Origin of the sequence: Rothia gullae (assembly GCF_024294905.1) — a bacterium.
Taxonomy (GTDB): domain Bacteria; phylum Actinomycetota; class Actinomycetes; order Actinomycetales; family Micrococcaceae; genus Rothia.
The window spans coordinates 1-25450 of the sequence record NZ_JANCOC010000007.1; the positions used below are offsets into that span (position 1 = coordinate 1).

General features: G+C 59.2%; 20 protein-coding genes. 4 read left to right on the forward strand and 16 right to left on the reverse strand.

The features are described from left to right. Nucleotides 1-165: 165 nt before the first annotated feature. The 4 genes from rlmC to NML54_RS05380 all read right to left on the reverse strand — a co-directional run bounded on the left by rlmC (nt 166) and on the right by NML54_RS05380 (nt 4711). Nucleotides 166-1299, reverse strand: coding sequence for a 23S rRNA (uracil(747)-C(5))-methyltransferase RlmC (gene rlmC / locus NML54_RS05365; RefSeq protein WP_254756580.1), 1134 nt, complete (start codon nt 1297-1299; stop codon nt 166-168). A gap of 298 nt (nt 1300-1597) precedes the next feature. Continuing rightward, entirely contained in the window at nt 1598-3220 is a 1623-nt protein-coding gene (gene groL, locus NML54_RS05370) for a chaperonin GroEL (protein WP_005504512.1), read from the reverse strand. A 369-nt stretch (nt 3221-3589) separates the two neighbouring features. Beyond that, on the reverse strand, nt 3590-4162 hold the full coding sequence (locus NML54_RS05375) for a LytR C-terminal domain-containing protein (protein WP_254756414.1): 573 nt from the start codon (nt 4160-4162) through the stop codon (nt 3590-3592). Nucleotides 4163-4423: 261 nt separating this feature from the next. Then, complete coding sequence (locus tag NML54_RS05380) at nt 4424-4711, reverse strand: DUF3263 domain-containing protein (protein ID WP_254756416.1); 288 nt, start codon at nt 4709-4711, stop codon at nt 4424-4426. Between the two features lie 186 nt (nt 4712-4897). Here NML54_RS05380 and NML54_RS05385 point away from each other — a divergent pair, with 186 nt between their 5' ends. Next, a complete protein-coding gene (locus tag NML54_RS05385; protein ID WP_254756418.1) occupies nt 4898-5569 on the forward strand; it encodes a uracil-DNA glycosylase in 672 nt (223 codons plus the stop codon). A gap of 165 nt (nt 5570-5734) precedes the next feature. Here the strand turns inward: NML54_RS05385 and NML54_RS05390 are convergent, their stop codons facing one another. The 8 genes from NML54_RS05390 to NML54_RS05425 form a co-directional block, all read right to left on the reverse strand. After that, the gene (locus NML54_RS05390; RefSeq protein ID WP_254756420.1) at nt 5735-7873 is read right to left on the reverse strand and encodes a threonine/serine exporter family protein; all 2139 of its coding nucleotides are present in this window, start codon (nt 7871-7873) and stop codon (nt 5735-5737) included. 423 nt (nt 7874-8296) lie between these two features. Continuing rightward, the gene (locus NML54_RS05395; protein WP_005504506.1) at nt 8297-8575 is read right to left on the reverse strand and encodes an HPr family phosphocarrier protein; all 279 of its coding nucleotides are present in this window, start codon (nt 8573-8575) and stop codon (nt 8297-8299) included. A 234-nt stretch (nt 8576-8809) separates the two neighbouring features. After that, nucleotides 8810-10504: a phosphoenolpyruvate--protein phosphotransferase gene (gene ptsP, locus NML54_RS05400; protein ID WP_254756422.1), complete on the reverse strand. Its 1695-nt coding sequence runs from the start codon at nt 10502-10504 to the stop codon at nt 8810-8812. Nucleotides 10505-10604: 100 nt separating this feature from the next. Further along, nucleotides 10605-12611: a PTS fructose transporter subunit IIABC gene (locus NML54_RS05405; protein WP_254756424.1), complete on the reverse strand. Its 2007-nt coding sequence runs from the start codon at nt 12609-12611 to the stop codon at nt 10605-10607. Nucleotides 12612-12800: 189 nt separating this feature from the next. Further along, entirely contained in the window at nt 12801-13751 is a 951-nt protein-coding gene (locus NML54_RS05410) for a 1-phosphofructokinase family hexose kinase (RefSeq protein WP_254756426.1), read from the reverse strand. Further along, nucleotides 13751-14542 carry a DeoR/GlpR family DNA-binding transcription regulator gene (locus tag NML54_RS05415; RefSeq protein WP_254756428.1) on the reverse strand — a complete coding sequence of 264 codons (792 nt, stop codon included), beginning with the start codon at nt 14540-14542 and terminating at the stop codon, nt 13751-13753. The genes NML54_RS05410 and NML54_RS05415 overlap by 1 nt, the downstream gene beginning before the upstream one ends. Nucleotides 14543-14942: 400 nt before the next feature. After that, complete coding sequence (locus NML54_RS05420; RefSeq protein WP_254756430.1) at nt 14943-15422, reverse strand: VanZ family protein; 480 nt, start codon at nt 15420-15422, stop codon at nt 14943-14945. Continuing rightward, entirely contained in the window at nt 15412-16701 is a 1290-nt protein-coding gene (locus NML54_RS05425; RefSeq protein WP_254756432.1) for a histidine phosphatase family protein, read from the reverse strand. Before NML54_RS05425 ends, NML54_RS05420 begins: the two co-directional genes overlap by 11 nt. Before the next feature lie 265 nt (nt 16702-16966). On the opposite strand from NML54_RS05425, the gene NML54_RS05430 reads away from it, so the two are divergent. The 3 genes from NML54_RS05430 (at nt 16967) to NML54_RS05440 (ending at nt 20302) form a co-directional block, all read left to right on the forward strand. Further along, entirely contained in the window at nt 16967-17938 is a 972-nt protein-coding gene (locus NML54_RS05430) for an ABC transporter ATP-binding protein (RefSeq protein ID WP_254756434.1), read from the forward strand. Further along, nucleotides 17938-19356 (forward strand): ABC transporter permease family protein, encoded by a 1419-nt coding sequence (locus tag NML54_RS05435; RefSeq protein WP_254756436.1) that lies wholly within the window; start codon nt 17938-17940, stop codon nt 19354-19356. The genes NML54_RS05430 and NML54_RS05435 overlap by 1 nt, the downstream gene beginning before the upstream one ends. Before the next feature lie 190 nt (nt 19357-19546). Further along, on the forward strand, nt 19547-20302 hold the full coding sequence (locus NML54_RS05440) for an HAD family hydrolase (protein WP_254756438.1): 756 nt from the start codon (nt 19547-19549) through the stop codon (nt 20300-20302). Nucleotides 20303-20461: 159 nt separating this feature from the next. Here NML54_RS05440 and NML54_RS05445 read toward each other — a convergent pair whose 3' ends face one another. The 4 genes from NML54_RS05445 to NML54_RS05460 form a co-directional block, all read right to left on the reverse strand. After that, nucleotides 20462-21157 carry a methionine ABC transporter permease gene (locus tag NML54_RS05445; RefSeq protein ID WP_254756440.1) on the reverse strand — a complete coding sequence of 232 codons (696 nt, stop codon included), beginning with the start codon at nt 21155-21157 and terminating at the stop codon, nt 20462-20464. Then, nucleotides 21158-22213 (reverse strand): methionine ABC transporter ATP-binding protein, encoded by a 1056-nt coding sequence (locus NML54_RS05450; RefSeq protein ID WP_305882353.1) that lies wholly within the window; start codon nt 22211-22213, stop codon nt 21158-21160. Nucleotides 22214-22358: 145 nt separating this feature from the next. After that, nucleotides 22359-23228: a MetQ/NlpA family ABC transporter substrate-binding protein gene (locus NML54_RS05455; RefSeq protein WP_254756442.1), complete on the reverse strand. Its 870-nt coding sequence runs from the start codon at nt 23226-23228 to the stop codon at nt 22359-22361. Nucleotides 23229-23537: 309 nt separating this feature from the next. Continuing rightward, nucleotides 23538-25304: a long-chain-fatty-acid--CoA ligase gene (locus NML54_RS05460; protein ID WP_254756444.1), complete on the reverse strand. Its 1767-nt coding sequence runs from the start codon at nt 25302-25304 to the stop codon at nt 23538-23540. Nucleotides 25305-25450 lie beyond the last annotated feature (146 nt).

A 25450-nucleotide genomic window follows, 5' to 3' on the forward strand; every position in this document is an offset into this window, starting at 1 on the left:
CCCCCCGCCCCCCGGGGGGCCGGGGGGGGACGGGGCGGGGAATCCCGCCCCCAAGGCCAAACGCCCCCACACAACCCCCCCCCCCCCCGACAATAGGCGTGAAAAAGGCGGTGACGCATCGGAGGGTTATCTCCGAGGCGCCACCGCCTACACGTATAAAGGCTGCTACTGCCGCTGCAGCAGCACCATGACCTCGTAATGGTCCGTATGCGGGAACATATCCAGCATGCGGCCCTGCACCGGCGCATACGAAGGCATGCGATCCAGGTCCTTCGCCAAAGTCACCGCATTACAGCTCGAATACACCACACGGTCAATACCCGAACCCTCAATCCACGCGCACAAGCTCTCACCAATACCGCGGCGCGGCGGGTTCACCACCAGCATCTGCGGCACCGTCCCCGAAGACACCGCGAACTCCGGCGCGTCCTGCGCCGAAAAGTTCACGCCCTCCAAGCCGTACTCAGCCACCGTGCGCTGCGCCGAAGCGACCGCCTCCGCACTAATCTCAATGCCGGTCACCGAGCCGCCGTCCATCACCGAGGCGGCATGCAGGGCAAAACCGCCCACGCCGCAGTACAGGTCCCACAGCGAGCGCGGAGCCACCTCACGCACCCACTCGCGGCCCTGCGCGTACATCACCTCAGCAACCTTCGTGTTCGTCTGAAAGAAGCTCTGCGGGCGCAAATGCAGGGTCAGGTCGTTCACCTGCATCGGCAGGGTCTGACGCTCCGAAAGGATAATCTCCTCATCGCCCTCAACGCGCGCCACCGGTTCACGCAGCAGGTTCACCGACAGCACCGCCAGGTTCGGTAGTTGCTCCTGCAGCCAGTCCATCTGGCGGCGAATCGGCACCAGAAGCTTCTTCGAGCGCAGCACGAAACGCACCATCAGCTCACCCGCCGCCGAAGCCGTCACCAGAATATTCTTCAGCTCACCGCGACGATTCGGAATATCATAAGGGGCCAGATCTGCGCGCTGAATCAGCTCACGCAGCACCGGAATAGCCGCCTGAATCGACTCCATATAGAGCGGGCATTCTCCAAGATCCGTGGAGGCACCCGTACGGTAATCCACAATGCCGAGGGTCGGGTTCTTCGCCGAACCGCCCACCATGAGCTTCGCCTTGTTACGGAAGCCCGCCTCCGCGCTGGTCACCGGTTCCAGCCACTGCAGCTGCGGGTAGGCGGCAAGCAGGGCGCGGGCATGCTCCTGCTTCGCCTGCACCTGCGCGGTGCAGACGGTCTCAATACTGGGGCAGGAGGAGCAGAGGTCATCACGAAAATAGGCGCATTCCATAAGGAGCCATTCTACCGCCTCCGCCGGCGGGACAGGACGCATGGGCACACAAAAGCGGAGGCGGCCACCCTTCATGGGTAGTCGCCCCCGCCTCATACGGATACGGTGGGATTATGCCGGGTTAGCTTCCAGCGGCATCTCACCACCGAAGGCCACTTCGTGCCCTTCGGATTCCATAACTTTTTGCCCCATCAGGGACAAAAGTTATGGTTTGAGTACCAGCGCCGGGTCACCACCGTGTCACGCTTCGCGTGCCACGGATTCCGTAGAAATTTACCCCATCAGGGATAAATTTCTACTACATCATGCCTGCCATGCCGTCCGCACCGGGAGCAGCCGCACCAGCGGGCTCCGGCTTGTTGGCAACAACAGCCTCAGTGGTCAGGAACAGACCAGCAATCGACGCAGCGTTCTGCAGAGCCGAACGGGTCACCTTCACCGGGTCAGCAATACCAGCAGCCATCAGGTCCTCGTACTCGCCGGTTGCAGCGTTCAGGCCGGTACCAGCAGGCAGGGAACGAACGCGGTCAACCACAACGCCCGGCTCCAGGCCAGCGTTAGCAGCAATCTGCTTCAGCGGTGCGTCAATAGCCACGCGCACAATGTTCGCGCCGGTCGCCTCGTCACCGGTCAGCTCCAGCTTGTCGAAGACCTTCACGCCAGCCTGAATCAGAGCAACGCCACCACCGGGGACAATACCCTCCTCAACAGCAGCCTTAGCGTTACGCACAGCATCCTCGATGCGGTGCTTGCGTTCCTTCAGCTCAACCTCAGTTGCGGCACCAGCCTTCAGCACAGCAACGCCACCGGCGAGCTTAGCCAGGCGCTCCTGCAGCTTCTCACGGTCGTAGTCGGAGTCAGAGTTAGCGATCTCTGCGCGGATCTGAGCCACGCGACCCTCAATAGCTGCTGCGTCGCCTGCACCCTCGATGATGGTGGTCTCGTCCTTGGTCACAACGACCTTGCGGGCGGAACCGAGCATGTCCAGGGTTGCTGCATCCAGGGACAGGCCGACCTCTTCGGTAATGACCTGGCCACCGGTCAGGATAGCAATATCAGCCATCTGAGCCTTACGGCGGTCACCGAAGCCCGGAGCCTTCACAGCAACAGACTTGATGGAGCCGCGCATCTTGTTCAGCACCAGCAGAGCCAGAGCCTCACCCTCAACGTCCTCAGCAACAATCAGCAGCGGCTTGCCGGACTGCATGACCTTCTCCAGGACGGGGACGAGGTCCTTAACGTTCGAAATCTTCTGGTTCACAACCAGGATGTAGGGGTCCTCCAGGACTGCTTCCTGACGCTCCGGGTCGGTCACAAAGTAACCGGACAGGAAGCCCTTGTCGAAGCGCATACCCTCAGTCAGTTCGAGGTGCAGACCGAAAGTGTTGGAGTCCTCAACGGTGATGACGCCTTCCTTGCCAACCTTCTCCATTGCCTCAGCAATGAGCTTGCCGATCTCAGCGTCGCCAGCGGAAATAGATGCGGTTGCAGCAATCTCTTCCTCGGTCTCAACTTCCTTCGCGGAGGAGAGCAGAGCCTCGGTCACAGCCTCAACAGCCTTCTCAATACCGCGCTTGAGGCTCAGCGGGTCAGCGCCAGCAGCCACGTTGCGCAGGCCCTCGCGGACCAGTGCCTGAGCCAGAACGGTAGCGGTGGTGGTACCGTCACCTGCGATGTCGTCAGTCTTCTTAGCAACTTCCTTGACGAGCTCCGCACCAATCTTCTCGTACGGATCCTCCAGCTCGATTTCCTTAGCGATCGAGACACCGTCGTTGGTGATGGTGGGGGCGCCCCACGCCTTCTCCAGCACAACGTTGCGGCCGCGGGGGCCAAGGGTCACCTTCACTGCATCGGCGAGGGTGTTCAAACCGCGCTCAAGGCCGCGGCGTGCCTCTTCGTCAAAAGCAATGAGCTTTGCCATAAGTGTCCTCCTGGACGATCGGATTTTTCCTTCACCCCTGCGGGTGCGGTACATCTAAAATCGGGGCTTCCCCTCCACAGCGCCCCCGTTACGTAAGGCACGGGCAGAGCAGGTCATACAGCACCCGAATGCTACATCAATTGTGGCACCCGCACCGGCATGGAGCAAACGTTTAAGCCCAAGGTTGAAGGGTTAATCGCCCAGTGCTTAATCTGCGCTCATCAACCCCGCTAAAAGGGGCGTTACAGGTGTACCCGCCGGGAGTGCGGGAGGGGTATTAAAAGCATCAACCCCGCCCTGTGCATCGGTGGGATAGCACGGGTGGGGTTAATGAAAACTTGTAATTACAGAAGCAATGCGCGCTAGACCTTAGCCGGTGTAATCCGACGACAGAATCACAATGACATCGTGGTTGCCCATCTGCACATCGGAAGTTGCCTGGCGCACCTGCGAAATATCCAGCTTGGAGGCGATGCTCTGCGCCTGCGACTGGTAGTCCTCAGCGTAGTAGACCACACTGGTTGCCGGTGCCACACCCGTGTAGTTTGCCGTCTCGTTGATGGTGTAACCGGTCAGCAGAGCCGCCGCCCTGGAGGCGCTACCCGCCGGAGCCGCCGCATTGTAGACCGCCACAGAAATGGACTCAGCCAGACCGGTCTTCGTGGGGCTTGCCGAAGCGGAAGCCTTAGCCGGGGCAGAGGACGCCGAGGCGCTTGCGGGGGCGGAGCTACTCGTAGCGGTGGACGCCGAATACTGCGGGGAGGCGGTGCGCGGCGCGTACACGTACATTGCGCCGCCGATGAGCAGACCCACTACGCCTGCAGCTACCAGGGGAATGGCGCCCTTGGGGCTCTTTGCCGGGTCAGCATTGACCGCGCGGTAGGTTCCGCGGCGGGCGGTGGTTTCGTCTACCTCGTCAAATTCGTCGCGGGGGTAGCTCATTTATCCTCATTTCACGGGTCTCTGTTTACCGGCTGGTACCGTACCGTCCTGCATGGCGCGCGGGCGTGGCTGCGGAAGGTGCGGTCTTGGTGTTCTAGTACCTAGAGTACCGTCTCAACTAGCGAGAACCAACGTGAACGCCCCGCAACCGGCTGGGAAAGAGATGGACACCGCACAGTGTTCAACCTCTGGTTAAACTTGAGGTGTGCGGGGTTGAAAGCAGGAGTTGGAAAGCTCGCACGACTCCCCCAGTTTGAGCCCCTAGTCAGCATCTCGGCGGGCGCGCAGAATGTCGATAATCTGCGGCGCTGCGGCGCGTACCCGCTCATCGTCCAGCATCACGTTCAGGCGCTGGTAGTAGGCAATCGGGCTGAATCCGGCGGCGATAATCGCCTTCTCTTTGGAGCCCTGGTGCTTGAAGCGACGGCGCTCCACCTCAAGGATGCGGCGCTCCACCGGAGTCAGGCCACCGGGTTGGCTCTGTGCTTCCGGCTGGTTTTCTACTTCCGGTTGGGTTTGCGCGGTTTCAGCTCGTTCCTGTTCTGACACGTTCCCTCCTGTCTGTAGCTCGCCTGCCGCGGCTGGCGTCTCCTAGCGCGTGTATCCGTCATCCCCTAGTCTAGAAGAAAACCTAGCCTAGAAGAGAAACTCAGTCTAGAAGAGAAACGTTCATCCCGCGCCCGGCACCGTCACCGTCCGGGTCGCATCAGTACCAGGAGATTCCCGAGGAGATTCATGAACCAGCCCCTCAGCAGCATTATGAGCGAGGATTGGGCGGCAGCACTCGCCCCCGTCGAAGAGCAGATTCACGCCATGGGTGCTTTCCTGCGTGAGGAGCACGCGGCGGGGTACCGTACTTTCCCGCCTGCGGCCGATATTTTCAATGCGTTCCGCCGCCCGATGAGCGGGGTGAAGGTCCTCATTATTGGTCAGGACCCCTACCCTACTCCGGGCAATGCGATGGGTCTGTCATTCTCGGTACACCGCGGTATGCCGTTGCCTCGTTCGCTGAGCAATATTTACAAGGAACTTGAAGACGATCTGGGTATCGCCCCGGCTGATTACGGCGATCTGTCCTGTTGGGCTGATGAGGGTGTCATGCTGCTCAACAGGGTTTTGACGGTGCGCGAGTCTGATGCGGGTTCACACCGCGGCAAGGGTTGGGAGGAGATTACCGAGTGCGCTATCCGTGCCCTGGTGGCGCGCAACCAGCCTCTGGTGGGTCTGCTGTGGGGTGCGGATGCGCGCAAGTGCGCACCTATGTTGCAGCCGTACCCGAGCGTGGAGTCGGCGCATCCTTCGCCGCTATCTGCTCGTCGTGGTTTCTTTGGGTCGCGCCCGTTTTCGACGGTGAATTCTTTGCTGGTACAGCAGGGTGCTGAGCCGGTGGATTGGACGGTCCGATAGGACGGTCTGCTAGGACGGTCCGCTAGGCGCAGCACAAGAGCCGGTGTAGGAGCTGGCGCAATAGGCCTAGTGAAGGGGCGGTAGCCTGTGAGTTGAACTCGCAAGCTACCGCCCCTTCCCTGCATCCAATATATGCAATATTGGCTATATACACTTGAAAAAGAGCTAAGAATCCGCCGGTTCCACGTTTCGCGGAGTCGTAAAATGCTGCAGCGCATACTGCATCGTGTAATTACCTAACGCAACACCCGAAGCCATCGCCACCACAATCGAAACCGCCGTAATCATATTCTGCATACCCAGAATCACGTCCGTCTCAACCGTCAACAAATACATGCCGCGGAAGAACGACAGACCAGGCAGCAAGAACGTAATCGCAGGAATCGAGAAGATTGCCTGAGGCACATGCAAACGGTACGCAAAATACGTGCTCAACGCACCAATCACAACCGCCGCACACGCCGTCGGACCGCGACCAGTACTCGGACCAGCCAGCAGCTCATAACCGTAATACGCCGCCAGACCGCAGCCCGTAATGACCATCAGCCACCCGACCTTCACCAGCTTCGTCTGCAAGGTAATCGCAAAGGTCGCAATCGCCACCAGGAAGAAGAACGACGCCACCAGCGGGGTCGTCGGCTCAAAACGCAGCTGCTCAATATCCAGGGTCGGGCCGTTGAAAATATTGATTGCACTCACCGCGGTTGCAATGCCAACCACCAGGCCCAAGAAGCTCATGCCCGTAGACACGAAACGACCCGCAGCCGTCACCGGGAAGCCATTAATCGCATCCTGCACGGCACCCACCAGACGCGGAGTCGGCAAGAACATAATCATGCCCGCAGCCACCACCAGAGGCGCCGAAATCGCCTCCCCCTGACGCTGCAACACCGAAAGAATGGATCCCTCACCGCCTAGCCAAATCGCTAAGAAGGTCATCAGACCCGCACTAGCAGCCATACGGAAGAACGCCGGAATACCAATCGAACTCAACCACTGAATCAGCAGGTACACCGGAATAAAAATAATCGCCGCACTCAACGCCGTCGCAAAGCTCGCACCCAGCGCCGCCGTCAGGGTTCCGGCACACGCCAGGTTCGCCAGCCACACCACCAGAGGCGGAAACGGCTTGGGGCGGTGCGTAATCTGGTTCAACTTCAAATCAGCCATTTCCAGGGTCATACCGCCGCGAGTGATCTTGTAGATCAGGCCGTACACCTCAGAAAGCGCCTCATAGTTCTCCGTGGAGGAACGCACCACACGCACCAGGGTGTGGGTAAAGCGCTCGTCAGCATTCACATTGCGCTTGGCAATGCGGGACTCCATGTAAATATCGGGGTCCGACGTGTAGTTGATGGTCACCGACTGGTTCGTAATGTCGACTTCCACCGAGTCCAGCCCGTACGCCGAAGACACCGCAATAATCGCCGAGTCCACGTCCATTGCGTCCGCGCCGTAGTGGAACATCGCCTCCGCCAGGCGCAGGGTGAAGTTCAGGGTATCGCGTGCGTACTCCTTCTCACGGCGGAACGCCTCACGGCGCTCATGCTCGCCAGACCGGATAGTCGGCACGAACTGGCGCTGGGCAATGCGCTGGGCACCGCGCGGGGCGGCGGGTGCCGCCTCCTCAGTGCGCACGAAGGAGCGGAAGCGACGCGAACCCCAGCGACCACCGCTACCGCGCCCAAACAGGCCCCGAGAGCCGGCCTCAACCAGCGGTACGGAGGTGGTGGGCATCGAGACAGGCCCGGTCTTCGGCACGGCGGTAGGCTCCGCACCGTAGCGTCGGGCTGCGTGAGAGTTGGGCACCTGCGGGATCATGCCAGTCATGGGCACAGGCTGGGAGGGGCGAATCAGCGCCGCCTCGGTTACCAAGTTGCTGGAGGTGACGGGGTTCGGGTCCTCACGGTACGCATCCAGCTCATCATCAGGCACAAGGGAGGGGTCGATGACGGTACGCGCGCCGTGGCCGTTAGGGGTCAGTTCGGGGTCGCTGGCGGGTTCAACCGGCTCCTGCGCGGTAATGCCCATATTCGCTGCGGCCTCCTGCAGTACCTCGCTGACAGCTTCTGCAGCGACGGTGCCCTCCTGGTTCTTCGCGGAGGCGGCCTGCTGAGCCAGCACGCGGCGCAATTTCTCGTCGGTGACCTGATCTAGTGAAACCAGGGGAAAACCGCGTTTACCGGTGATATAGCCCGCGGTGGTATTCTGCTCGCTTCCTTCCGTTGCGGCAGTGTTTGCTTCGCCTGCATGCGAAGCTTCCCGCGATGTGGAGGTCGCGGGGGTGTTCCTCGATTCTGCCAATGTCCCTCCCAGATAGACAGTGCCTTTTTAGTCTAACAAGGGCACGATTCTGCGGTAGCACTGAAGAGCAGAAATATCACTTTTCTGCCCGGTGATTTTGTGAGCAAAAAGCGCTCTGCGGCACTTACGGCAGAAAGCTTCATTGATATGAAGAGAAATCCAGCTTACTACTGCACAGAAGATATTTTGAGAGATATTTCTAGAGCTATTTTCGAGGAAAAATAAAGGTTATATATACATTAAGATTTGCAGAGAAATATCCTCCACCTACCCCCTCCCCCACTCGCACCTCAATAAGAAATGAATTATTCATAACAAAAAAATATCCCGCCACCGAAGTGACGGGATATTCACACCTTAAGGCTGTAGCCTTCACAGCATCTGAAGCGTACTGCTCGGGGTTACCTCAAAGGCGAAAGTCAATTACTCAGCGTCGTGGTCGGTCTCGAGGATCTTAACCAGCGAGTCCAGAGCCTCTTCAGCACCTTCACCCTCAGCGCGCAGGACAACAACGTCGCCGTGCTTTGCACCCAGGGACATCAGGGACAGAATCGATGCAGCGTCCATAGCCTCATCTGCGGGCTCACCCTTAGCAGCGATGGTCACCTCAACGGGGAGGTCGCCAGCTGCCTCAGCAAAGATAGCTGCCGGACGTGCGTGCAGGCCAACACGGCTTGCAATAGTGGCTTCGCGCTCTGCCATTATGTTTCTCCTTTGATTAAGGAACCGAAAATATATCAGTACCTATTCTAAATGAACGGGGCGCTTTAGGACCCGCCCTTACCCTATAAATTGTACCGTTCAGCCATACGCTAACAAGTACCAAAAATGCCGGATGCAGAAATAAAACTCTACACCCGGCATTTTTATGGACTTAGGCACCGCCCAGCACACCCCATCAAGGGGCGGCAGGCTGCCCCTGAATCGTTTTAAGGCTTAGAGGCCCAGCTCTTCCAGAATCGGCAGAGCCTGGCGTGCGCTCTCCTTCGCCTCAGCAGAAGAAATCTGCTGCAGAGCGATAGCCGCAATCTGCTGTGCCTTCTCCTTGGTCACAGACTTCAGAACCGCAGCCACAGCGGGGATAGCGCCAGCATTCATGGATAGGGTGTCAACACCCAGACCAATCAGAACAACAGCCAGAGCCGGGTCAGCCGCAGCCTCACCACAGACGCTCACGTACTTCTTCTTACCCGCGGTGACCGATGCACGCTGAGCACCCTCAACGGTCATCTTAATCATCTTCAGCACTGCAGGCTGCCAGGGGTTGTTCAGGTGTGCCAGGTCGCCGAGCAGACGGTCAGCTGCCATGGTGTACTGGGTCAGGTCGTTGGTGCCGATGGACACGAAGTCGACCTCGCCCAGGATAGCCTCAGCGTTCATCACAGCTGCGGGGGTCTCAACCATCACACCGTGAACGGGCAGGCCAATCTCCTTGAGCATGTTCGCGAAGTTGCGTGCCTCAGAGGTGGTCGAAATCATCGGAGCCATAACCCAGATGTCAGCGTCGGAGTTCTCCGAAGCAACCTTAATAGCCTCCAGCTGACGGGTCAGAACGCCAGGAACGGTCCAGTCGGTACGGAAACCGCGAACACCCAGTGCGGGGTTCTCCTCGGGGTTCACGTTCAGGAACGGCAGGGGCTTGTCAGCGCCAGCGTCCAGGGTACGAACCACGATGTGCTTGCCGGGGAATGCGTCAAACACGGACTTGTAGGTCTTAGCCTGAGTCTCGATGGAAGGCTCAGCGTCGTGGCCCAGGAAGCCGAACTCAGTGCGGAGCAGGCCAACACCCTCAGCCTTCAGGCTTGCCGCCTTCTCAGCTGACTTGCCGTCACCAACGTTTGCGTACAGCTCAACGCGGGTGCCGTCAGCCAGCACACCCTGACCATCGAAGTCAGCAACGGGCTTACGGTTTGCGTACTTGATTGCTGCTTCGCGGTCAGCGTCGGTGGGCTCGGTGTCAACGATACCTTCATTGGAGTCCACATAGACGATGGTGCCGTCAGCAATATCGGTCACGCCCTTAGCAGCCACAATAGCGGGCAGGCCCAGGCCGCGAGCCAGAATAGCGGTGTGTGCCTGGGGGCCACCGTCAGAGGTGATCAGTGCGATAACCTTCTCGGGGTCCAGAGTCGCGGTATCAGCCGGTGCCAGGTCAATAGCAGCCAGGATGAACGGCTCATCAGAAACGGGGATGCCGGGAGCCTGCTGGCCGGTCAGCTCAGCAACGATGCGGGCACGCACGTCGTGGATGTCGGTAACGCGCTCAGCCATGTAGCCACCCAGGGCAGCCATCTGGTCTGCGAAGGAGGTTGCAGCCTCCCAGATTGCGCGCTCGGGAGCCATCTCCTGAGTCTCAACCAGCTTGATAGCGCTCTTGATGAGTGCACGGTCGGTAGCCATCTGAGAGGTGGACTTCAGAACAGCCTTACCGTCACGGCCTGCGTTCTCTGCGCGAGCCAGCAGGTCTTCCTTAACGCGGACCGATGCGTCCTTGATACGCTGCGCTGCAGCCTCAGCGGTTTCGCCGTTCAGACGCAGACCGTCCTTGGGTTCCTCGATGGGCTTAGGCATCTGAAGAACGGGGCCAATAACGCGGCCGGCATATACGCCGACGCCCTTGTAGGTAGTCATAGAGTTCATGTCCTATCTGTGGTTTGTCTACAGTGTAACGTGTTTTTTCACGCTCACACCTGCAAACAGACAATCAAATGAAGGTGAGGTTATACGGCCTTTACGCGGATGCCTTAGAGCGGACACCCAGGGACTTCAGCACCACGTACAGCATCGCCGAAACGACGGTACCGGCAACAACAGCCACCAGGAACATCAGCGGGTTCTGCGCCAGACCAATAATCCAAATACCACCGTGCGGAGCCGGGGAAGCCACGTGCGCACCCATGGAGATTGCACCGGCAATAGCGCCACCAACAATGGTCGAAGGAATCACGCGAGCCGGGTCAGCCGAAGCGAAGGGAATAGCACCCTCAGAGATGAAGGATGCACCCAGCAGCCACGCAGCCTTACCGTTCTCACGCTCGTTCTCGTTGAACAGCTTGGGACGCAGGGTGGTTGCCAGAGCCATAGCCAGCGGCGGAACCATACCGGAAATAATGACGGCAGCCATAATTTCCTGGTTCACAGTCGCACCCGAGGACAAACCAGCGGTTGCGAAGAGGTAAGCAGCCTTGTTGATGGGGCCACCCAGGTCAGAAGCCATCATGGCACCCATGATCAGACCCAGCAGCAGAGCGGAACCGCCAGACAGGGAGGTCAGCCAATCCTGCAGGGTGGTCATAACCCAAGCCAGGGGCGCACCGAGCAGCAGGTACATTGCCAGGCCGGCAACCAGAGAAGTCACCAGCGGGGTGATGACCACGGGCATCATCGAGCCAAGCCAGCGGGGCAACTTCAGGGTGCCCAGAGCGTACGCAATCAGACCGGCGAGAATACCGCCAACAATACCGCCAAGGAAGCCCGCGTTCACAGCAAGAGCCACTGACCCGGCGATGAAGCCCGGAGCAATACCGGGACGCTGAGCCAAACCATACGCAATGTACGCGGCAAGAGCCGGAACCATCAAGCTCAGGCCGAAACCACCGATGGTCTGTAGAACAGCACCCAGGTACAGGGTCCAGTGCACGTCACCGAGGTTGAACAGGGTTGCCGATTCGAGAATCGCCTTGGTGTTCACATCGCCAAGGTTCGGCACCGTAATTGCCTCGAAAACGAAGCCCAGGGCGACCAGAATACCTCCGGCAGCAACGAACGGAATCATGTAGGAGATACCGGTCATCACAGCCTTGTAGATGCGCGAGCCCCAAGCGCCTTCGGTAGCGCCTGCGCTGCCCTCACCGCTGGATGCGGCAGCGGCAACGCGGGCACCATTGGGGTTCTCAGCCTCAGCCAGAGCCTCCGCAATCATTTCCTTAGGCTCGTCAATACCGCGCTTGACGGGAGACTCAACAAAGGGCTTACCTGCGAAGCGGTTACGCTCACGCACGTTCACGGACACCGCAAAAATCACGGCGTCTGCGGCGTCAATATCAGCCTGAGTCAGCTCCTCATTACCCGAGGAGCCCTGAGTCTCAACTTTCAGGTCGTAGCCGAGCTCTTCAGCAGCATACTTGAGGGCGTCGGCAGCCATGTAGGTGTGAGCGATACCAGTGGGGCATGCGGTCACAGCAACAATCTTCTTCACCGGAGCCGAAGCAACGGGGGTTTCCTGAGCGGAGGCGGCAACTGCGGCGGGTGCAGCCTCGGCGGGCTTGGCCTCGGCCTTCTTCTCACCCACGCCGAGCGCACCGTTGACCAGCTCAACGATCTCTTCAGCCGAGGAGGCTTCGCGCAGAGACGCGGTGAAGCTCTTCTTCATCAGGGAGCGTGCCAGGGTGGAGAGTAGCTTCAGGTGCGCCTGGTCAGCGCCATCGGGTGCAACGATGAAGAAAATCAGGTCGGCGGGGCCGTCCTTTGCGCCGAAGGAAACTGCCGGGTTGGGGCGCGCCATTGCCAGGGTCGGCTCGGTGACGGCGGCACTACGGCAGTGCGGAATCGCAATACCGCCGGGGATACCGGTGTCGGTCTTGGATTCGCGTGCCTCGGTAGCCGCGTAGAGCTGCTCGAAGTCGGTAGCGCGTCCAGCATTTACGACTGCCTGGGCGAGCTTGGCAATTACGTCGAATCGGGTCTCGCCGAGGTTCTCGTCCAGCAGGACGAGATCTGCGGTGATTAGATCAGACATATTCCCTCCTCGGGTATGTGTTGGGGCGGGGATTCGTTCAGCGGTGCCAGGCTTCTCCCCTATATGAGTTCAAAGTGTGCGCAGTGTGTTGTGTGTGTAGCGTACGGATACGTGTGTATATATGTGCACAGCATCCCAGCTTATATTCACTTCTGAGAATAAAAGCTGGAGGTGCGAAAACAGCCAGAATTAGAGCTGTAGCTGACGAACAGTGACCTTCTCAGGAGTGGTCTGCTCCAGCGAAGGCATACAGGTACCAGGCAAAGCAGCAGCAGCCGAACCGTGAGCTACCGCCCGAACCAGACAACCGGGGGCATCCTCACCACGAGTCTGAGCAATCAAGAAACCTGACAGCGACGAGTCACCGGCACCCACAGTGCTACGAACCTGAATCGGCTCGTGCACAGCATGCCAGATACCCTGCTCGGTCACCAGCACTGCACCACCGCCACCGAGGGTAGCAAGCACGTACTCAATGCCGTCGCCGAGTAGCTTCTGGGCAGTGCGGGCGGTCAGCTCGGGGCTAGCCTCCAGCTCCTCCCAGTTATCGCTACCGGTCAGCTGAGCCAGCTCCTCCGAGTTGGGCTTAATCAGGGTGGGCTTGTGTTCACCGGTGACGGTCGCAATCAGCGGCGCCTCAGAGGTATCAACAGCAATCTTGCCCTCGTAGCCAGAGGCGCGCAGTGCCGCAACCAGCTTGGAATAGTAGGTCGGTTCCAGACCCGGAGGCAGCGAACCAGCCAAAACCACCCAGTCGGCACCTTTGGAATGCTCAACCACCAGCTCGTCCAGCTTCTGCCGCAGTTCAGCATCAAAAACAGTGCCGGGGGCGTTCAGCTTGGTGGTGGTGCCATCCGGGTCAACCACGGTGATGTTCGAGCGAATCGGCTCACCGGTGGGCAGGTTAGCAAACTCAACGTCCACAGCCTGCAGTGCGGTCAGCACCGGGTCGGTGGCTTCACCGGGCACAATGGCGAGGGTCGGCACGCTGGAAACCTGCAGGGCGCGGGAAATATTCACGCCTTTGCCACCGGGATCCTGCACGGCACCGACAGCACGCTGCACGGCACCGTGAGCCAGGGGCGCACCGAGTTCAATGGTGCGGTCCAGGCTGGGGTTGGCGGTCAAAGTAATAATCATTAGGCAATCACAATCTCAACGTTTGCGGCCTCGAGTGCCTGACGGAGGACACCTTCGGGCTCGCGATCAGTAATGAGAGTGTCAATATCCTCAAATCCAGCGAAGCGGACCAGGGATTCCTGACCGAACTTCGCGGAGTCACAGAGCAAGACCACGCGGCGGGCTGCCTTGCAAATTGCGGTCTTGACGATGGCTTCGTTCATGCCGGGGGTGGAGATGCCGAAGTGGGCTTCAATACCGTTGGCACCAATGAAAGCAATATCGGGGCGCATTGTGCCGAAGTGCTCTGCGGCGCGTGCACCAACAGCAGCCCAAGTCATCTTGCGCAGCTGACCGCCAACTAGTTCAAGGGTCACGCCTTCGGCTTCGGCGAGCTTGACTGCAATGTGCAGTGCGTGGGTGATAAGGATGCGGTCATTGCCGGTCTTGAGGCTGAAGTTCTCGGCGCCGATGTAGTCGGCGAGAACTTCAATGGTGGAGCCGGCGTCCAGGACGATGGAGCCCGCCTCGGAGTCACGCAGCATCTGATATGCCTTGGTGGCGATGCGGCGCTTTTCGGGAGTGTTCATACCCTGTCGGGAGGAGATGGAGGACTCCAGGGAGGTGGACTGCTCAATGGTGACAGCACCACCGTGGACACGGCGGAGCTTACCTGCTTCTTCCAGCGCGGCGAGGTCACGACGCACGGTCTCCATGGTCACATCATAACGGCGCGCAAGGTCAGCGCCGTTGACACGACGTGCGGAGGCAACAAGCTTTGCAATTTCGGCACGGCGTTCTTCTGCGAACATAAATCTGGTGTTCCTTTGGGCTAGTGGGAGGAAATTTGTGCGTTCTTTTCTGTGTTCTGCTCGGCTTTTATGACCGTGAGAGACATGGTTTCAGTGAGCCATCAGAACGCTTGAGGGCAATACTTGATTTTATGTGGGTTTTTGTGGGTGAGTCAATATAAAACACTGTATTTGCTGGAATATTACCCGAATGTTCCCTACAGAAACCACACCATATCGGAAGTTACTGCCTTTTTATGTCTGTTTGATCTAATGAACTGTTGGGTTTTCCTACTCCCTCACCATCCCCGCAGTGTCCAATACTTACACGGCGCCCTCACAGGGCAAAAAGTGGAGGCGCCAGCTCCGAAAACCCTCAGCGAGACTCCTCGAAACCAGCGCCTCCACCGGGCACAGAACCTTATTTACCTTGACGTTCGCGACGCACGCAGCGCCAACGATGCACGCCCAAAGCACCCGCCGCACCCAGCAGGGCACCCGAACCGTTCATCAGCACATCCACCGGGTCGCCGGTACGATCAGGCATGAAACTCTGAATCGTCTCAATGCAGGCGCTGACCAAAAATCCCGAGTACAGCACGTACGGGCGAGCCTTCGGTTTGAGCAGCAGGGCAAAAAGAAAACCGCCCGGAATAAACATGATGACATTCGAGAGCTGCTCGATGCTCGAATAGGTGATAAACGCAGGCAGCCAGCCCTCGGCGTGACCGGTATCCAGCAGCTGCGCCAGGCGGCCGCCCGTCTCGTTATCGTCCACATGCACGGGGGCGAACACGATACTCGCCACCACCGCGCAGTAGAGCGCCGTGACCGGCCAGAGAATCAGCCGCCACACGCGAGCGCTAGAGCGACCGCTACCGGGTTGTCCATTACCAAACAAGGCGACCCGCCTCGTCGAACTGCTTGGTCGAGTCCCACGCGAACAGGCCCGGCACGTCAATCGTGAGCGGTTCGGCGTTCGGCACAGTCACGGTCCATTCTTCACCGGCTGCTGCGGAGAGGGCGCGGCGGATAAAGCTGCCGTGGCTGACGGCAATAATCTTCCGGTCGCCCGAGCCTTCAGAGAGTTCACGCACGATATTGCGCAGGGTACGCACCGCACGAATGTACACGTCACGTTCGGACTCCACGTTCGGGTAGTAGCGTTCCGGGGCGCGGCGTTCGGGGGCGGGAATGTCCAGGCCTTCGCCAGCACCGTAGGCGCGTTCCACCAGTTCGGGGTAGGTCTTGTACACCTGCAGGTCGAAGTGCTCACCGACCAGCTGCGCGGTCTCGTGGGCGCGGGACAGCGGCGAGGACACCAGCACGGTGAATTCCAGACCCATGTCGGCGAGCTTCTTGCCGGTGGCGCGTGCCTGCTCGCGACCGGTGTCATTGAGCGGAATGTCGGTGATGCCCTGCATCAGGTTCGCCTTGTTCCAGTCGGTCTGGCCGTGACGGATCAGGGTGAGGGTCGTGTTCTTGGCACCCGCCGGGACCTCTTCGGGGCTCAGCTCGGGCTCCAGGTGCTGCACAACCAGGCGGTCGATTGCCTCGTCCAGGTACTGCAGGGGCACCTCGGTCAGAGAGGCGTTCACCGGGATCGGGTAGATGCCGTCATCGTTGAGTAGTTCGGGGTGGCGCTCAGCGACCAAGGCGGTCATGGTCAGGGCAATCAGCATGCCGTGCGCGGCGACCACAACGGTCTGACCCTCGTATTCGCGACGGACTCGGTTCAGCGCCGCGAGGGAGCGGGCGAGGAAGTCCTTCTTCGATTCCACATTGAAAGCATTGTTGGACTGGCGGGAGGCGAGAATCAGCTCGCGGGTAGCGATCTGGCCTTCCAGGTCACCAAAGGAACGTTCCTGGAAGCCGTCAACGGCACCGCGGTAGGGTACGCCCAGGCCTTCGGCTACGATTTCGGCGCTTTCTACGGCGCGGGAAAGGGGTGAGGAGACGATAGTGTCCACGGTGGTGCCCTCAGCTACTGCCTGCTGCAGGGCACCGATAGCAGTGCGGACCTGCTCTCTGCCGGTGTCGTTGAGGGGGATGTCGGTGCCGCCCTGGAAGCGGTGGTCAATGTTCCAGTCGGTCTGGCCATGGCGCAGGAAGATAATGCGGGTTCCTGCCTCGGGATTGGCTACAGGAGTGATGATGGGGGTGTTCTGTGCGTCGGTCATCCTTCTAGTATGGCACTGCCTCCATGCAGTTCAAGGCCGCCGCCCAGTTCAAAGCCTCGGCGCAGTTCAAGGGGTACGCGACTTATCCCTTCTGCTGAGGCGCACTCATACCGCGGTATGAGCTGCGGGGTGGTTGAACGCCCCGTCGGGCGAATTTTTTCAGGGTTTTCCCATATTTTTCAGCCCTCAGACGGAGGGGTCAGCCGCCAAGAAGCTGAGATTATAGAAGAGTACTTCCGTTAGTTCATACCCAATGAAGGTTGTCATGACGCAGAATCCTCAATCTCAGAACCCGCAGTTCCAGGCTCAGAACCCGTACTCAATGACCCCTCCGCAGGCGGCGCAGCCTGCCGGTCAGTATTCCGCTCAGCAGGGTCAGCCCGGCCAACCTAACCAGCCGAGTCAGGCGGGCTACTATCAGGGTCAGCCGCAGGGCTACCCGGCTCAGGCACCTCAGCAGATGCAGCAGGCGTCCTTCGCGCGCGGTGCGATTATTTCTGCCCGTAACCTGCACAAGTCTTACGGCAACAACCCGGTGCTGCGTAACGTGAGCCTCGATATTTTCCCCGGTGAGTCCGTGGCGATTATGGGTCCTTCCGGTTCCGGTAAGACCACCCTGTTGCATGCACTCTCGGGTATTATCAAGCTCGATGCCGGTTCTGTGCTGTTCAATGGCCCGGCCGGTCAGGTGGCGGTGGAGTCCCTTAGCGAGCGTGAGCGCACCTCCCTGCGCGCTAACTCGTTTGGTTTCGTGTTCCAGCAAGGTCTGCTGGTTCCCGAGCTGACCGCGGAAGAGAATGTCTCCCTCGCCGCGATGATTGCCGGTGTTCCCCGCCAGCAGGCGCGTTCTATTTCGGCTGATTTGCTGAACCGTCTGGGTTTGGGGCAGATGCTGGACCGCCGTATGGGTGAGATGTCCGGTGGTCAGGCTCAGCGTGTGGCGATTGCTCGCTCCCAGGTGAACGGTGCCCCCGTGACTTTCGCGGATGAGCCGACCGGCGCGCTGGATTCGAAGACCGCGCGTGAGGTGATGGCGCTGCTGCTGACCATGATTCCGCAGCAGGGTAAGACTCTGCTGGTGGTTACTCACGACCCGAACGTGGCGGCGGCGTGCTCCCGCGTGGTGTATCTGCAGGATGGTCAGATCGTGAGCGATCAGCGCAATAACCAGGGCGGTGTTCCCGCGCAGAACCCCAGTGCTCAGAACCTTGGCGCGCAGTCTCAGGCAGGTGCATAATGCAAATCTATGCTCTACTCGCCAAGCGAACCCTATGGAGTTCGCAGGCGATTCTTCCCGTGCTGGCTTTTGCCGCCTCCTCGGCGCTGTTTTTGACGGTTGCCGGTGGTGTTCAGGCGCTGAGTACGTGGCTTGACCACGCCAACGTTGACCACGAAATGATCAACCTAATGGGCATTCAGAAGCTCTACATGGGTTTGGCGTGGGTTGCCGTTCTGGTGCTGGTTGTTCCGCTCTTTACCCTGGGTGCTTCGGCTACTCGTTTGAGTGCCCGCCGCCGTGATGAGCGTCTGGCATCCCTGCGTCTGATTGGTGCCTCCACGACCCTGATTGTGGGTCTGTCGGTTGCGGACGCGCTGGTGTACTCTTTCGTGGGTTTCATCATCGGTCTGTTGCTCTATCTGGTGCTAATTTTCCCGTTCGGTGCCATGCACTTTATGAACGTGCCGCTGGGTGCTGAGAATCTGCTCCTGCCGGTGAGCATGATTTTCTACTGCTTCCTGGGCTGTATGGTCCTGGCGGCTCTGAGCTCCCTGTTCGGCCTGGCGAAGGTCAGCATCAGCCCGCTGGGTGTGCGCACCCGCGCGAAGGCTGGATCCGCCGGCTACATTGCCCTGGGTATCGGTGTTGTTCTGGTCATTGCCGTGATGATTCTGGCATCGACCTCCAGGGGCTTCAGCATGTTCTCGCCCTTCCAGAACGGCGGGGCCGATAGCGCAATGAAGAACCTGGCGATTTTCATTGCGTTGCCGGGTGTGCTGATGATGATTGCTATCGACCTGATTGGTACTTTCCTGGTGTGGGCGTACGCAAAGATTCGTGTGCGCATGACCCAGAAGGCGTCGGTTCTGCTGGGTTACCGTGCGGTGCTGGAATCCCCGCGCGGGGCGTGGCGTCAGGTTTCGGGTGTGGCGCTGTCGACCTTCTTGGTGACCTTCTTCGGACCCATCCTGATTCTGGCGGGTGAGATGAGCAAAGACGCAAAGGAAGCCGGTCCTGCTGTCAGCCCCTTCATGACCATCATGCATGACATCTTCCAGGGCATGCTGCTGATGCTGTTCTTCTCGTATTTGCTGGTCACTCTCTCCGCAGTGCTGAACCAGAGCGCCGCCATTTACGAGCGTGGTTCGCTGTATTCTTCGCTGAATATGATGGGTACCCCCACAAGGCTGCTGCAGGCTTCGCGCCTGACTGTGGTCTTCGGTCCGCTGGTGCTCATCAGCGTGATTTCTGCGCTACTGGGTCTGCCGCTGACGGCTTTGATTGCGGCTCAGGGTCTTCCCAGTGAGGTTCTGGCGAAGATGTTCGGTCTGACCTGCGGCGCTATTGCGCTGGGTCTGGTGCTGGTCTATGCGGGCCTGCTGGCAACCATTCCGTTTATGCGTCAGGTGACTCATAAGCCGGTGTCCGCTCTCTAAGCTGTTTTAGCTGCTACCCTCCCGTTGCATCCGTTCTGGATGCGGCGGGAGGGTTTCTTTATGCCTACGTTTGTGCTGCATACTTTTGTGCTGCGTGCTTTTGTACCCTTATCCGGTTCGCGCCCTGCATGTTTTCTCACGCACCGAGCCACCGCTTCCGTAGCCTAAAACCCTGTGAGAGACTGACATTATGTTTGAACACACAGTACCCTCCGATTGGTTCCCCCGCTGCGCAATCTTCGACTGCGACGGCATCCTCCTCGACTCCGAGACCGTCTGGAACGATGTGCAGCGTGAGCTTTTCGCCCGCTGGTCTGTTCCCTTCACCGAAGAGGTTGAGCACCGCCTCACCGGTCTGGCGGCAGCCGACGTCGCGCAGGAGCTTGCCCTGCTCTCCTACGAGGCGCAGAACGGTCAGAAGCCGGACACCGCCTCCGCAGAGTACGCCGAGCACCATGAACGCGTGATGAAGGACCTGCTCACCACCGAGCACAAGGTCATCAGCTCCGGCGTGGACCTGATTGAGGGTGCGCAACAGTTCCTGGGCTTCCTGAGCGAGCACATGCCGGTTGCGGTGGCGTCGAACTCCACCGCGAACATTCTGACCCTGAAGATGGAAAACTACGGTTACGCCCCGCTGGTGCGCACCTGGGTCAGCAGCAACGACGTTCCGACCGGTAAGCCCGCCCCGGACATGTACCTGGAGGCGGCACGCCGCCTCGGCTTTGAAGGCCACGAGGCGCTGGCGTTCGAGGACTCCCCCGCGGGCGCGCAGGCGGCACGTGACGCCGGTACGAAGGTCATGATTTACGTTCCGGAAGGCACCGACCCGGCAAAGGCACCGGCCGGTTTTGGGCGCTTCGATTCGTTCAATGACCCGCAGCTCTGGGAGGCGGCACGCACATGGATCGCCAAGCTTGAGGCGGCACAGCAGTCTGAGGCATAGCAGTCTGAGGCGGCGCAGGGCTAAGCACCTACCGCAGACGCCTAACCGCCCCACAGCCTCGCCTGATAGGTAGCATCAAGAAAGACCCCCGGCCCGCTCCTCAAGGAGCAGACCGGGGGTCTTCTATGCTTTATCAGCTGTACCTATAGGGGCACGAGCTTAGCGGCGCATAGCCTTCTTCGCCAGGAAGTTACCGAGGAACTGAACCAGCTGAACCAGGACGATAATAATCGCCACAACAGCCCATGTGATCTCATCGTTGAAGCGCTGGTAGCCATCCACAATCGCGATCTTACCCAGACCGCCAGCACCCACGTAACCGGCCATAGCGGACATATCCACCACGCCAATGACGAGGAAGGTGTAACCCAGGATTAGCGGGCCAAGCGCCTCCGGAACCATGACGGTGAACAGGATGCGCAACTTGGAAGCGCCCATCGCACGCGCCGCCTCAATCACACCCGGGTCAATGGAGACCATGTTCTGCTCCACGATACGGGCAATAGCGAAAGAAGCACCGAAGCTCATCGCGAAGATTGCCGCGTTCACACCCAGACGGTCATGAACCACGAGGGTCGTCAGCGGACCCAGAGCCGCAATCAAAATAATGAACGGGATCGGACGGATCACGTTCACCAGAACATTCAGGAAGGTGTACACAAAGCGGTTCTGGAAGATATTACCTTCACGGGTGGTGTACAGCAGCGCACCAATAATCAGGCCAATAAAGCCGGCGCAGACCATGGTCACCGACACCATGAGGAAGGTTTCACCAATAGCGGGAATCAGCTTCTCGGGCAGGAACTCAGACCAGTCCGTTTTAGAAGCTGCCAGCGGCAGAATAGAAGCAAACATTTAGCGCACCTCCTGCACGCGGGTGACGGTCTTCAGTTCGGCAACGGCGGCGTCAATGCTGGTGATTTCACCGATAAGCTCCAGGGACAGGGTGCCGTAGGACTTACCCTGCAGAGTCTCGATACCACCGCTAACAATGTTGAAGCGGACGTTACGGGCGCCCAGGTAGGACAGCACCTTACCGAGCTCCTGGTTGCCCTCCACGATTTCAACGTTGATGAGGTAACCCTTGTGGTTCGCGCGCAGCTCAGCCGCTTCCTTGCCGGTGGGGGCGAGCTTGACGGTGGTTGCCACGAACAGCTTTGCCACGTCAGTATGCGGGTTGGAGAAGACGTCGTAAACGTTGCCCTGCTCCACCACGCGGCCGGACTCCATGACAGCCACACGGTCAGCAATGCTGGAGACCACATCCATTTCGTGGGTAATCACCACGACGGTCACGCCCAGTTCACGGTTGACCTTCTTCAGCAGTGCGAGCACTTCATGAGTGGTTTCCGGGTCCAGCGCGCTGGTGGACTCATCCGCCAGCAGCAAGGCGGGGTTAGTCGCGAGCGCACGAGCAATACCCACACGCTGCTTCTGACCGCCCGAAAGCTGGTTCGGGTAGTGACCGGCACGGTCGGCAAGACCCACGAACTCCAGCATTTCCAGGGCGCGGGCGCGGCGCTCAGCTTTGGACCAGCCGGCGATCTTCAGTGGGAACTCGACGTTACCGAGCACGGTGCGGGAGTTCATCAGGTTGAACTGCTGGAAGATCATACCGATGTTGGTGCGTGCTTCACGCAGTTCAGAGTCGCGCTTACCGGAAATCTGGAAGCCACCGACAGTCAGGGTGCCGCTGGTGGTGGTTTCCAGGCCGTTGATGAGGCGGACCAGGGTGGACTTACCGGCGCCGGAGTAGCCGATGATTGCAAAGATTTCGCCGCGGTTAATGCTGAGGGAGACGTTGTCCACAGCAACTACTGCTTTGGGGCCATTGCCGAAGACTTTGGAGACTCCGTCCAGAACCACCATGGGCTCGGTGCCGTCACCGAAGCTCTGTACCAGTTCACTCATAAGTTTGTATCCGTCTATGTCGTGGTTGAGGCGCTAAAGGGTATTAACGCCGTTACGCAAAGGACGGTAAGCCTGTCGTGACCCACATCGGGTGCTTAGACTTACCGCCTTTGCGTATGCCTAGAGGAGGCGTGTATTTAGAAGATTACTTCTTGGCGCGCAACGCTGCTTCTTCCTTCGCGAGGGTTTCGCGCAGCTGCTCGACCGGGAGGTTTACCTCAACCGCGGTCTCCTTGGAGTCTTCCTTTACAGCGTTCTGAACTGCTTCGCTGTGGAAGATTTCGACGACCTTCTTGTAGGTCTCGTCGTCAGCCTTGTCCTTCTGAGCAACGAAGAGGTTCACGTACTTACGTGCGGACTCGTTCTTGGGGTCATCCTGCGCCAGTGCTTCGCTGGGCTTCAGACCTGCATCCTTGAGGAAGGTGTTGTTGACGACGGAGCCGTCCACGGATTCGAGGGAGACAACGGTCTGTGCTGCGTCAACTGCAACGACGTTGACCTTGGAGTTAGCGGTGTCCACGTCATCCACGGTGGGGGATTCAGTCTCAGACTTGAGCTTAACCAGGTTGTTAGCCTTGAGCAGGTTGATAGCGCGAGCCTCGTTCACCGGGTCGTTCGGGATAGCGATACGGCCGCCCTGAGGGATGTCAGAGAGGTTGGAGTGCTTCTTGGAGAACAGAGCCATCGGGTAGATGTTGGTGCCACCAACAATCTGCAGGTCCTTGTTGGACTCAACGTTGTAGTTCGCCAGGTATGCGATGTGCTGGAAACGGTTCATGTCCAGGCTACCGGAGTCCACGGAGGGGTTGGGCTGGGAGTAGTCGGTCAGTTCCTTGTACTCAATCTCAATGCCCTGCTTCTTAGCTTCTTCCTTCAGGACCTTGTTAGCGCTCTCGGTGCCGACCACGCCGATGGTGATCTTCTTAGCGGAGGAAGAGGAGGAGTTGGTGGAACCGCAGCCTGCCAGGCCAAAGACTAGGGGGACAACTGCGAGTGCAGCAGCAAACTTCTTCACGGCTATGAATCTTTCTGTTGAATGATGATGCGTTCCACCGGGTGCTCACGTTGGTACTAGCACATCCGATGGGAATGATGATGGGACAATTACAGCACGCACAAGGGCGGGTGTGGAAGTTAAGGGCTATTCATGAGACACAGAACGTCAAGGTCGTCATATTTTGTCATAATTCGTCACGCGGTAATTATTACCAGGTCACAAAGCGTCATTAACCATGTATTCAGGCGCACACAAAACGCCAGCCCGGGTACAAAAACCCAAGCCGGCGTGCATAGTGTCCACCCGTTACGGCGGAGGGGAATCAACCTACTGACCGAACTCGCCCGAAGCAATCAGCTGCTCACGCACCTTACGGCGCAGAACCTTACCCAGCATCGAACGGGGCAGGTCCTCCACCACCACGATGCGGCGCGGAACCTTATAACGAGTCACCTTCGAATAGCAGTGCTCACGCAGAGTATGCTCCTGAACCACTCGACCCGGAGCGGCAACCACAGCGGCAACCACCATCTCACCACCGGCGGGCAGCGGAATACCGACTACCGCCGCATCCGCGACCATGTCGTGCTGCTTGAGTGCGACCTCAACCTCCGTCGGGGAGACGTTGAAACCGCCGGTAATAATAACTTCCTTGATGCGGTCGACAATCTGAATGAAGTAATCCTCGTCCAGGCGCACAATATCACCGGTACGCAACCAACCATCGGGGGTAATGGTCTTCGCCGTCTCATCCTCACGCTTCCAGTAGCCGGCAAAACGCTGAGGGCCCTTCACCCACAGCTCGCCCTCTTCGCCATCAGGCACATCGGCACCGGTCTCCGGGTCCACCACACGAATATCGGTGGAAGGGAACGGAACACCAATAAACCCGGCACGGCGAGTATCATTAAGCGGGTTGCAGGACACCAGCGGCGCGCACTCGGTCAGGCCGTAGCCTTCCACCATGAAACCGCCGGAAGCTTCCTCCCACTCGGCAACCAGCTCAGGCGGCAGGTTCATTGCGCCAGAGACCGCGTAACGGATACCCTCCAGGGACACACCGCGCTTCTTCGCCTCATCCATCAGGCGGCGATACACCGGCGGAACCGCAGGAAGAATGGTCGGGCGGGTCTTCTTCATCGCCTTCAAAATCAGGTCCATGTCCACGGTCGGGAACAGCACCAGGCGGGCACGGCACAGCGACGCAATCGTCACGCCCAGGGTCATACCGTACGCGTGGAACAGCGGCAGAACCGAGTAAATCACCTCGTCATCGCCCGGGTTAATCCATGCCTCACCCATGCGGCCGTTAGACTCCAGATTGCGGTGCGTGAGCATCACGCCCTTTGGCAGGCCGGTCGTACCCGAGGTGTACTGCAGCAACGCAATATCGTGCGCCGTCGGGCGGCGATGCGACGGGTCAATACGCTCGCTCTTCACCAGCTGAGCCCACGACACCGTACCCGGCGCAGAACCGGTCAGCTTCTCACGCGAAGCACGCGCACTCTTCAACGGTAGCTTCAGCGCGGTACGCATCAGCGCGGGCATCGCCGAAATCATGTTCACCGAATAAATATGGTTCGGGCGGATATCCGCAGGAAGACCCGTAATATGCGAGGCAATCTTATCCCACACAATCGCGACCTTCGCGCCGTGATCCTCAAACATATGGCGCAACTCCGCGCCCGTGTACAGAGGGTTATGCTCCACCACAATCGCGCCCAGGCGCAAAATCGCGTAGAACGCCGCAATATGCTGAGGGCAGTTCGGCAAAATCAGCGCGACACGGTCACCCGCCTGCACACCAGCCACACGCAGACCCTCCGCAACACGCTCAATCTGGTCCCCCAACTCGGCGTAGGTCGTGGTTGCGCCAAAGAACTCCAGCGCCACCTTGTGGGGTACGGTGCGGACCGCCTCGTCAATGAGGTGGCTCAGCGAAGTTTCGGGCAGCTCAATATCGCGGGCAGTCCACGAAGAATAATTCTTCAACCAGGGACGATGCGTCAACGGATGCGCACCAGCCGATACGTCAGCGGGGGATGCAGGTGCCGCCGCATCCTGCAGGTTAGTGTTCTTCTGAGCCTCAGTCATGCTTTGATTGTGCCTTCCCACACCCTCACGCTTCAACTCAGCACCACTTCTTTCCACGCTGAAAATCACACGGTACACCCGCCCCAGATACCGCAATAAACTCCGAAACACTAAGGCAGAACCCAGCAACTCTGGGATACTTAAAG

Coding starts and splice junctions, on each gene's coding strand:
- rlmC (WP_254756580.1), bottom strand. CDS start 1,299: ATGGAATGCGCCTATTTTCGTGATGACCTCTGCTCCTCCTGCCCCAGT.
- groL (WP_005504512.1), bottom strand. CDS start 3,220: ATGGCAAAGCTCATTGCTTTTGACGAAGAGGCACGCCGCGGCCTTGAG.
- NML54_RS05375 (WP_254756414.1), bottom strand. CDS start 4,162: ATGAGCTACCCCCGCGACGAATTTGACGAGGTAGACGAAACCACCGCC.
- NML54_RS05385 (WP_254756418.1), top strand. CDS start 4,898: ATGAACCAGCCCCTCAGCAGCATTATGAGCGAGGATTGGGCGGCAGCA.
- NML54_RS05395 (WP_005504506.1), bottom strand. CDS start 8,575: ATGGCAGAGCGCGAAGCCACTATTGCAAGCCGTGTTGGCCTGCACGCA.
- ptsP (WP_254756422.1), bottom strand. CDS start 10,504: ATGACTACCTACAAGGGCGTCGGCGTATATGCCGGCCGCGTTATTGGC.
- NML54_RS05405 (WP_254756424.1), bottom strand. CDS start 12,611: ATGTCTGATCTAATCACCGCAGATCTCGTCCTGCTGGACGAGAACCTC.
- NML54_RS05410 (WP_254756426.1), bottom strand. CDS start 13,751: ATGATTATTACTTTGACCGCCAACCCCAGCCTGGACCGCACCATTGAA.
- NML54_RS05415 (WP_254756428.1), bottom strand. CDS start 14,542: ATGTTCGCAGAAGAACGCCGTGCCGAAATTGCAAAGCTTGTTGCCTCC.
- NML54_RS05425 (WP_254756432.1), bottom strand. CDS start 16,701: ATGACCGACGCACAGAACACCCCCATCATCACTCCTGTAGCCAATCCC.
- NML54_RS05430 (WP_254756434.1), top strand. CDS start 16,967: ATGACGCAGAATCCTCAATCTCAGAACCCGCAGTTCCAGGCTCAGAAC.
- NML54_RS05435 (WP_254756436.1), top strand. CDS start 17,938: ATGCAAATCTATGCTCTACTCGCCAAGCGAACCCTATGGAGTTCGCAG.
- NML54_RS05440 (WP_254756438.1), top strand. CDS start 19,547: ATGTTTGAACACACAGTACCCTCCGATTGGTTCCCCCGCTGCGCAATC.
- NML54_RS05445 (WP_254756440.1), bottom strand. CDS start 21,157: ATGTTTGCTTCTATTCTGCCGCTGGCAGCTTCTAAAACGGACTGGTCT.
- NML54_RS05450 (WP_305882353.1), bottom strand. CDS start 22,213: ATGAGTGAACTGGTACAGAGCTTCGGTGACGGCACCGAGCCCATGGTG.
- NML54_RS05460 (WP_254756444.1), bottom strand. CDS start 25,304: ATGACTGAGGCTCAGAAGAACACTAACCTGCAGGATGCGGCGGCACCT.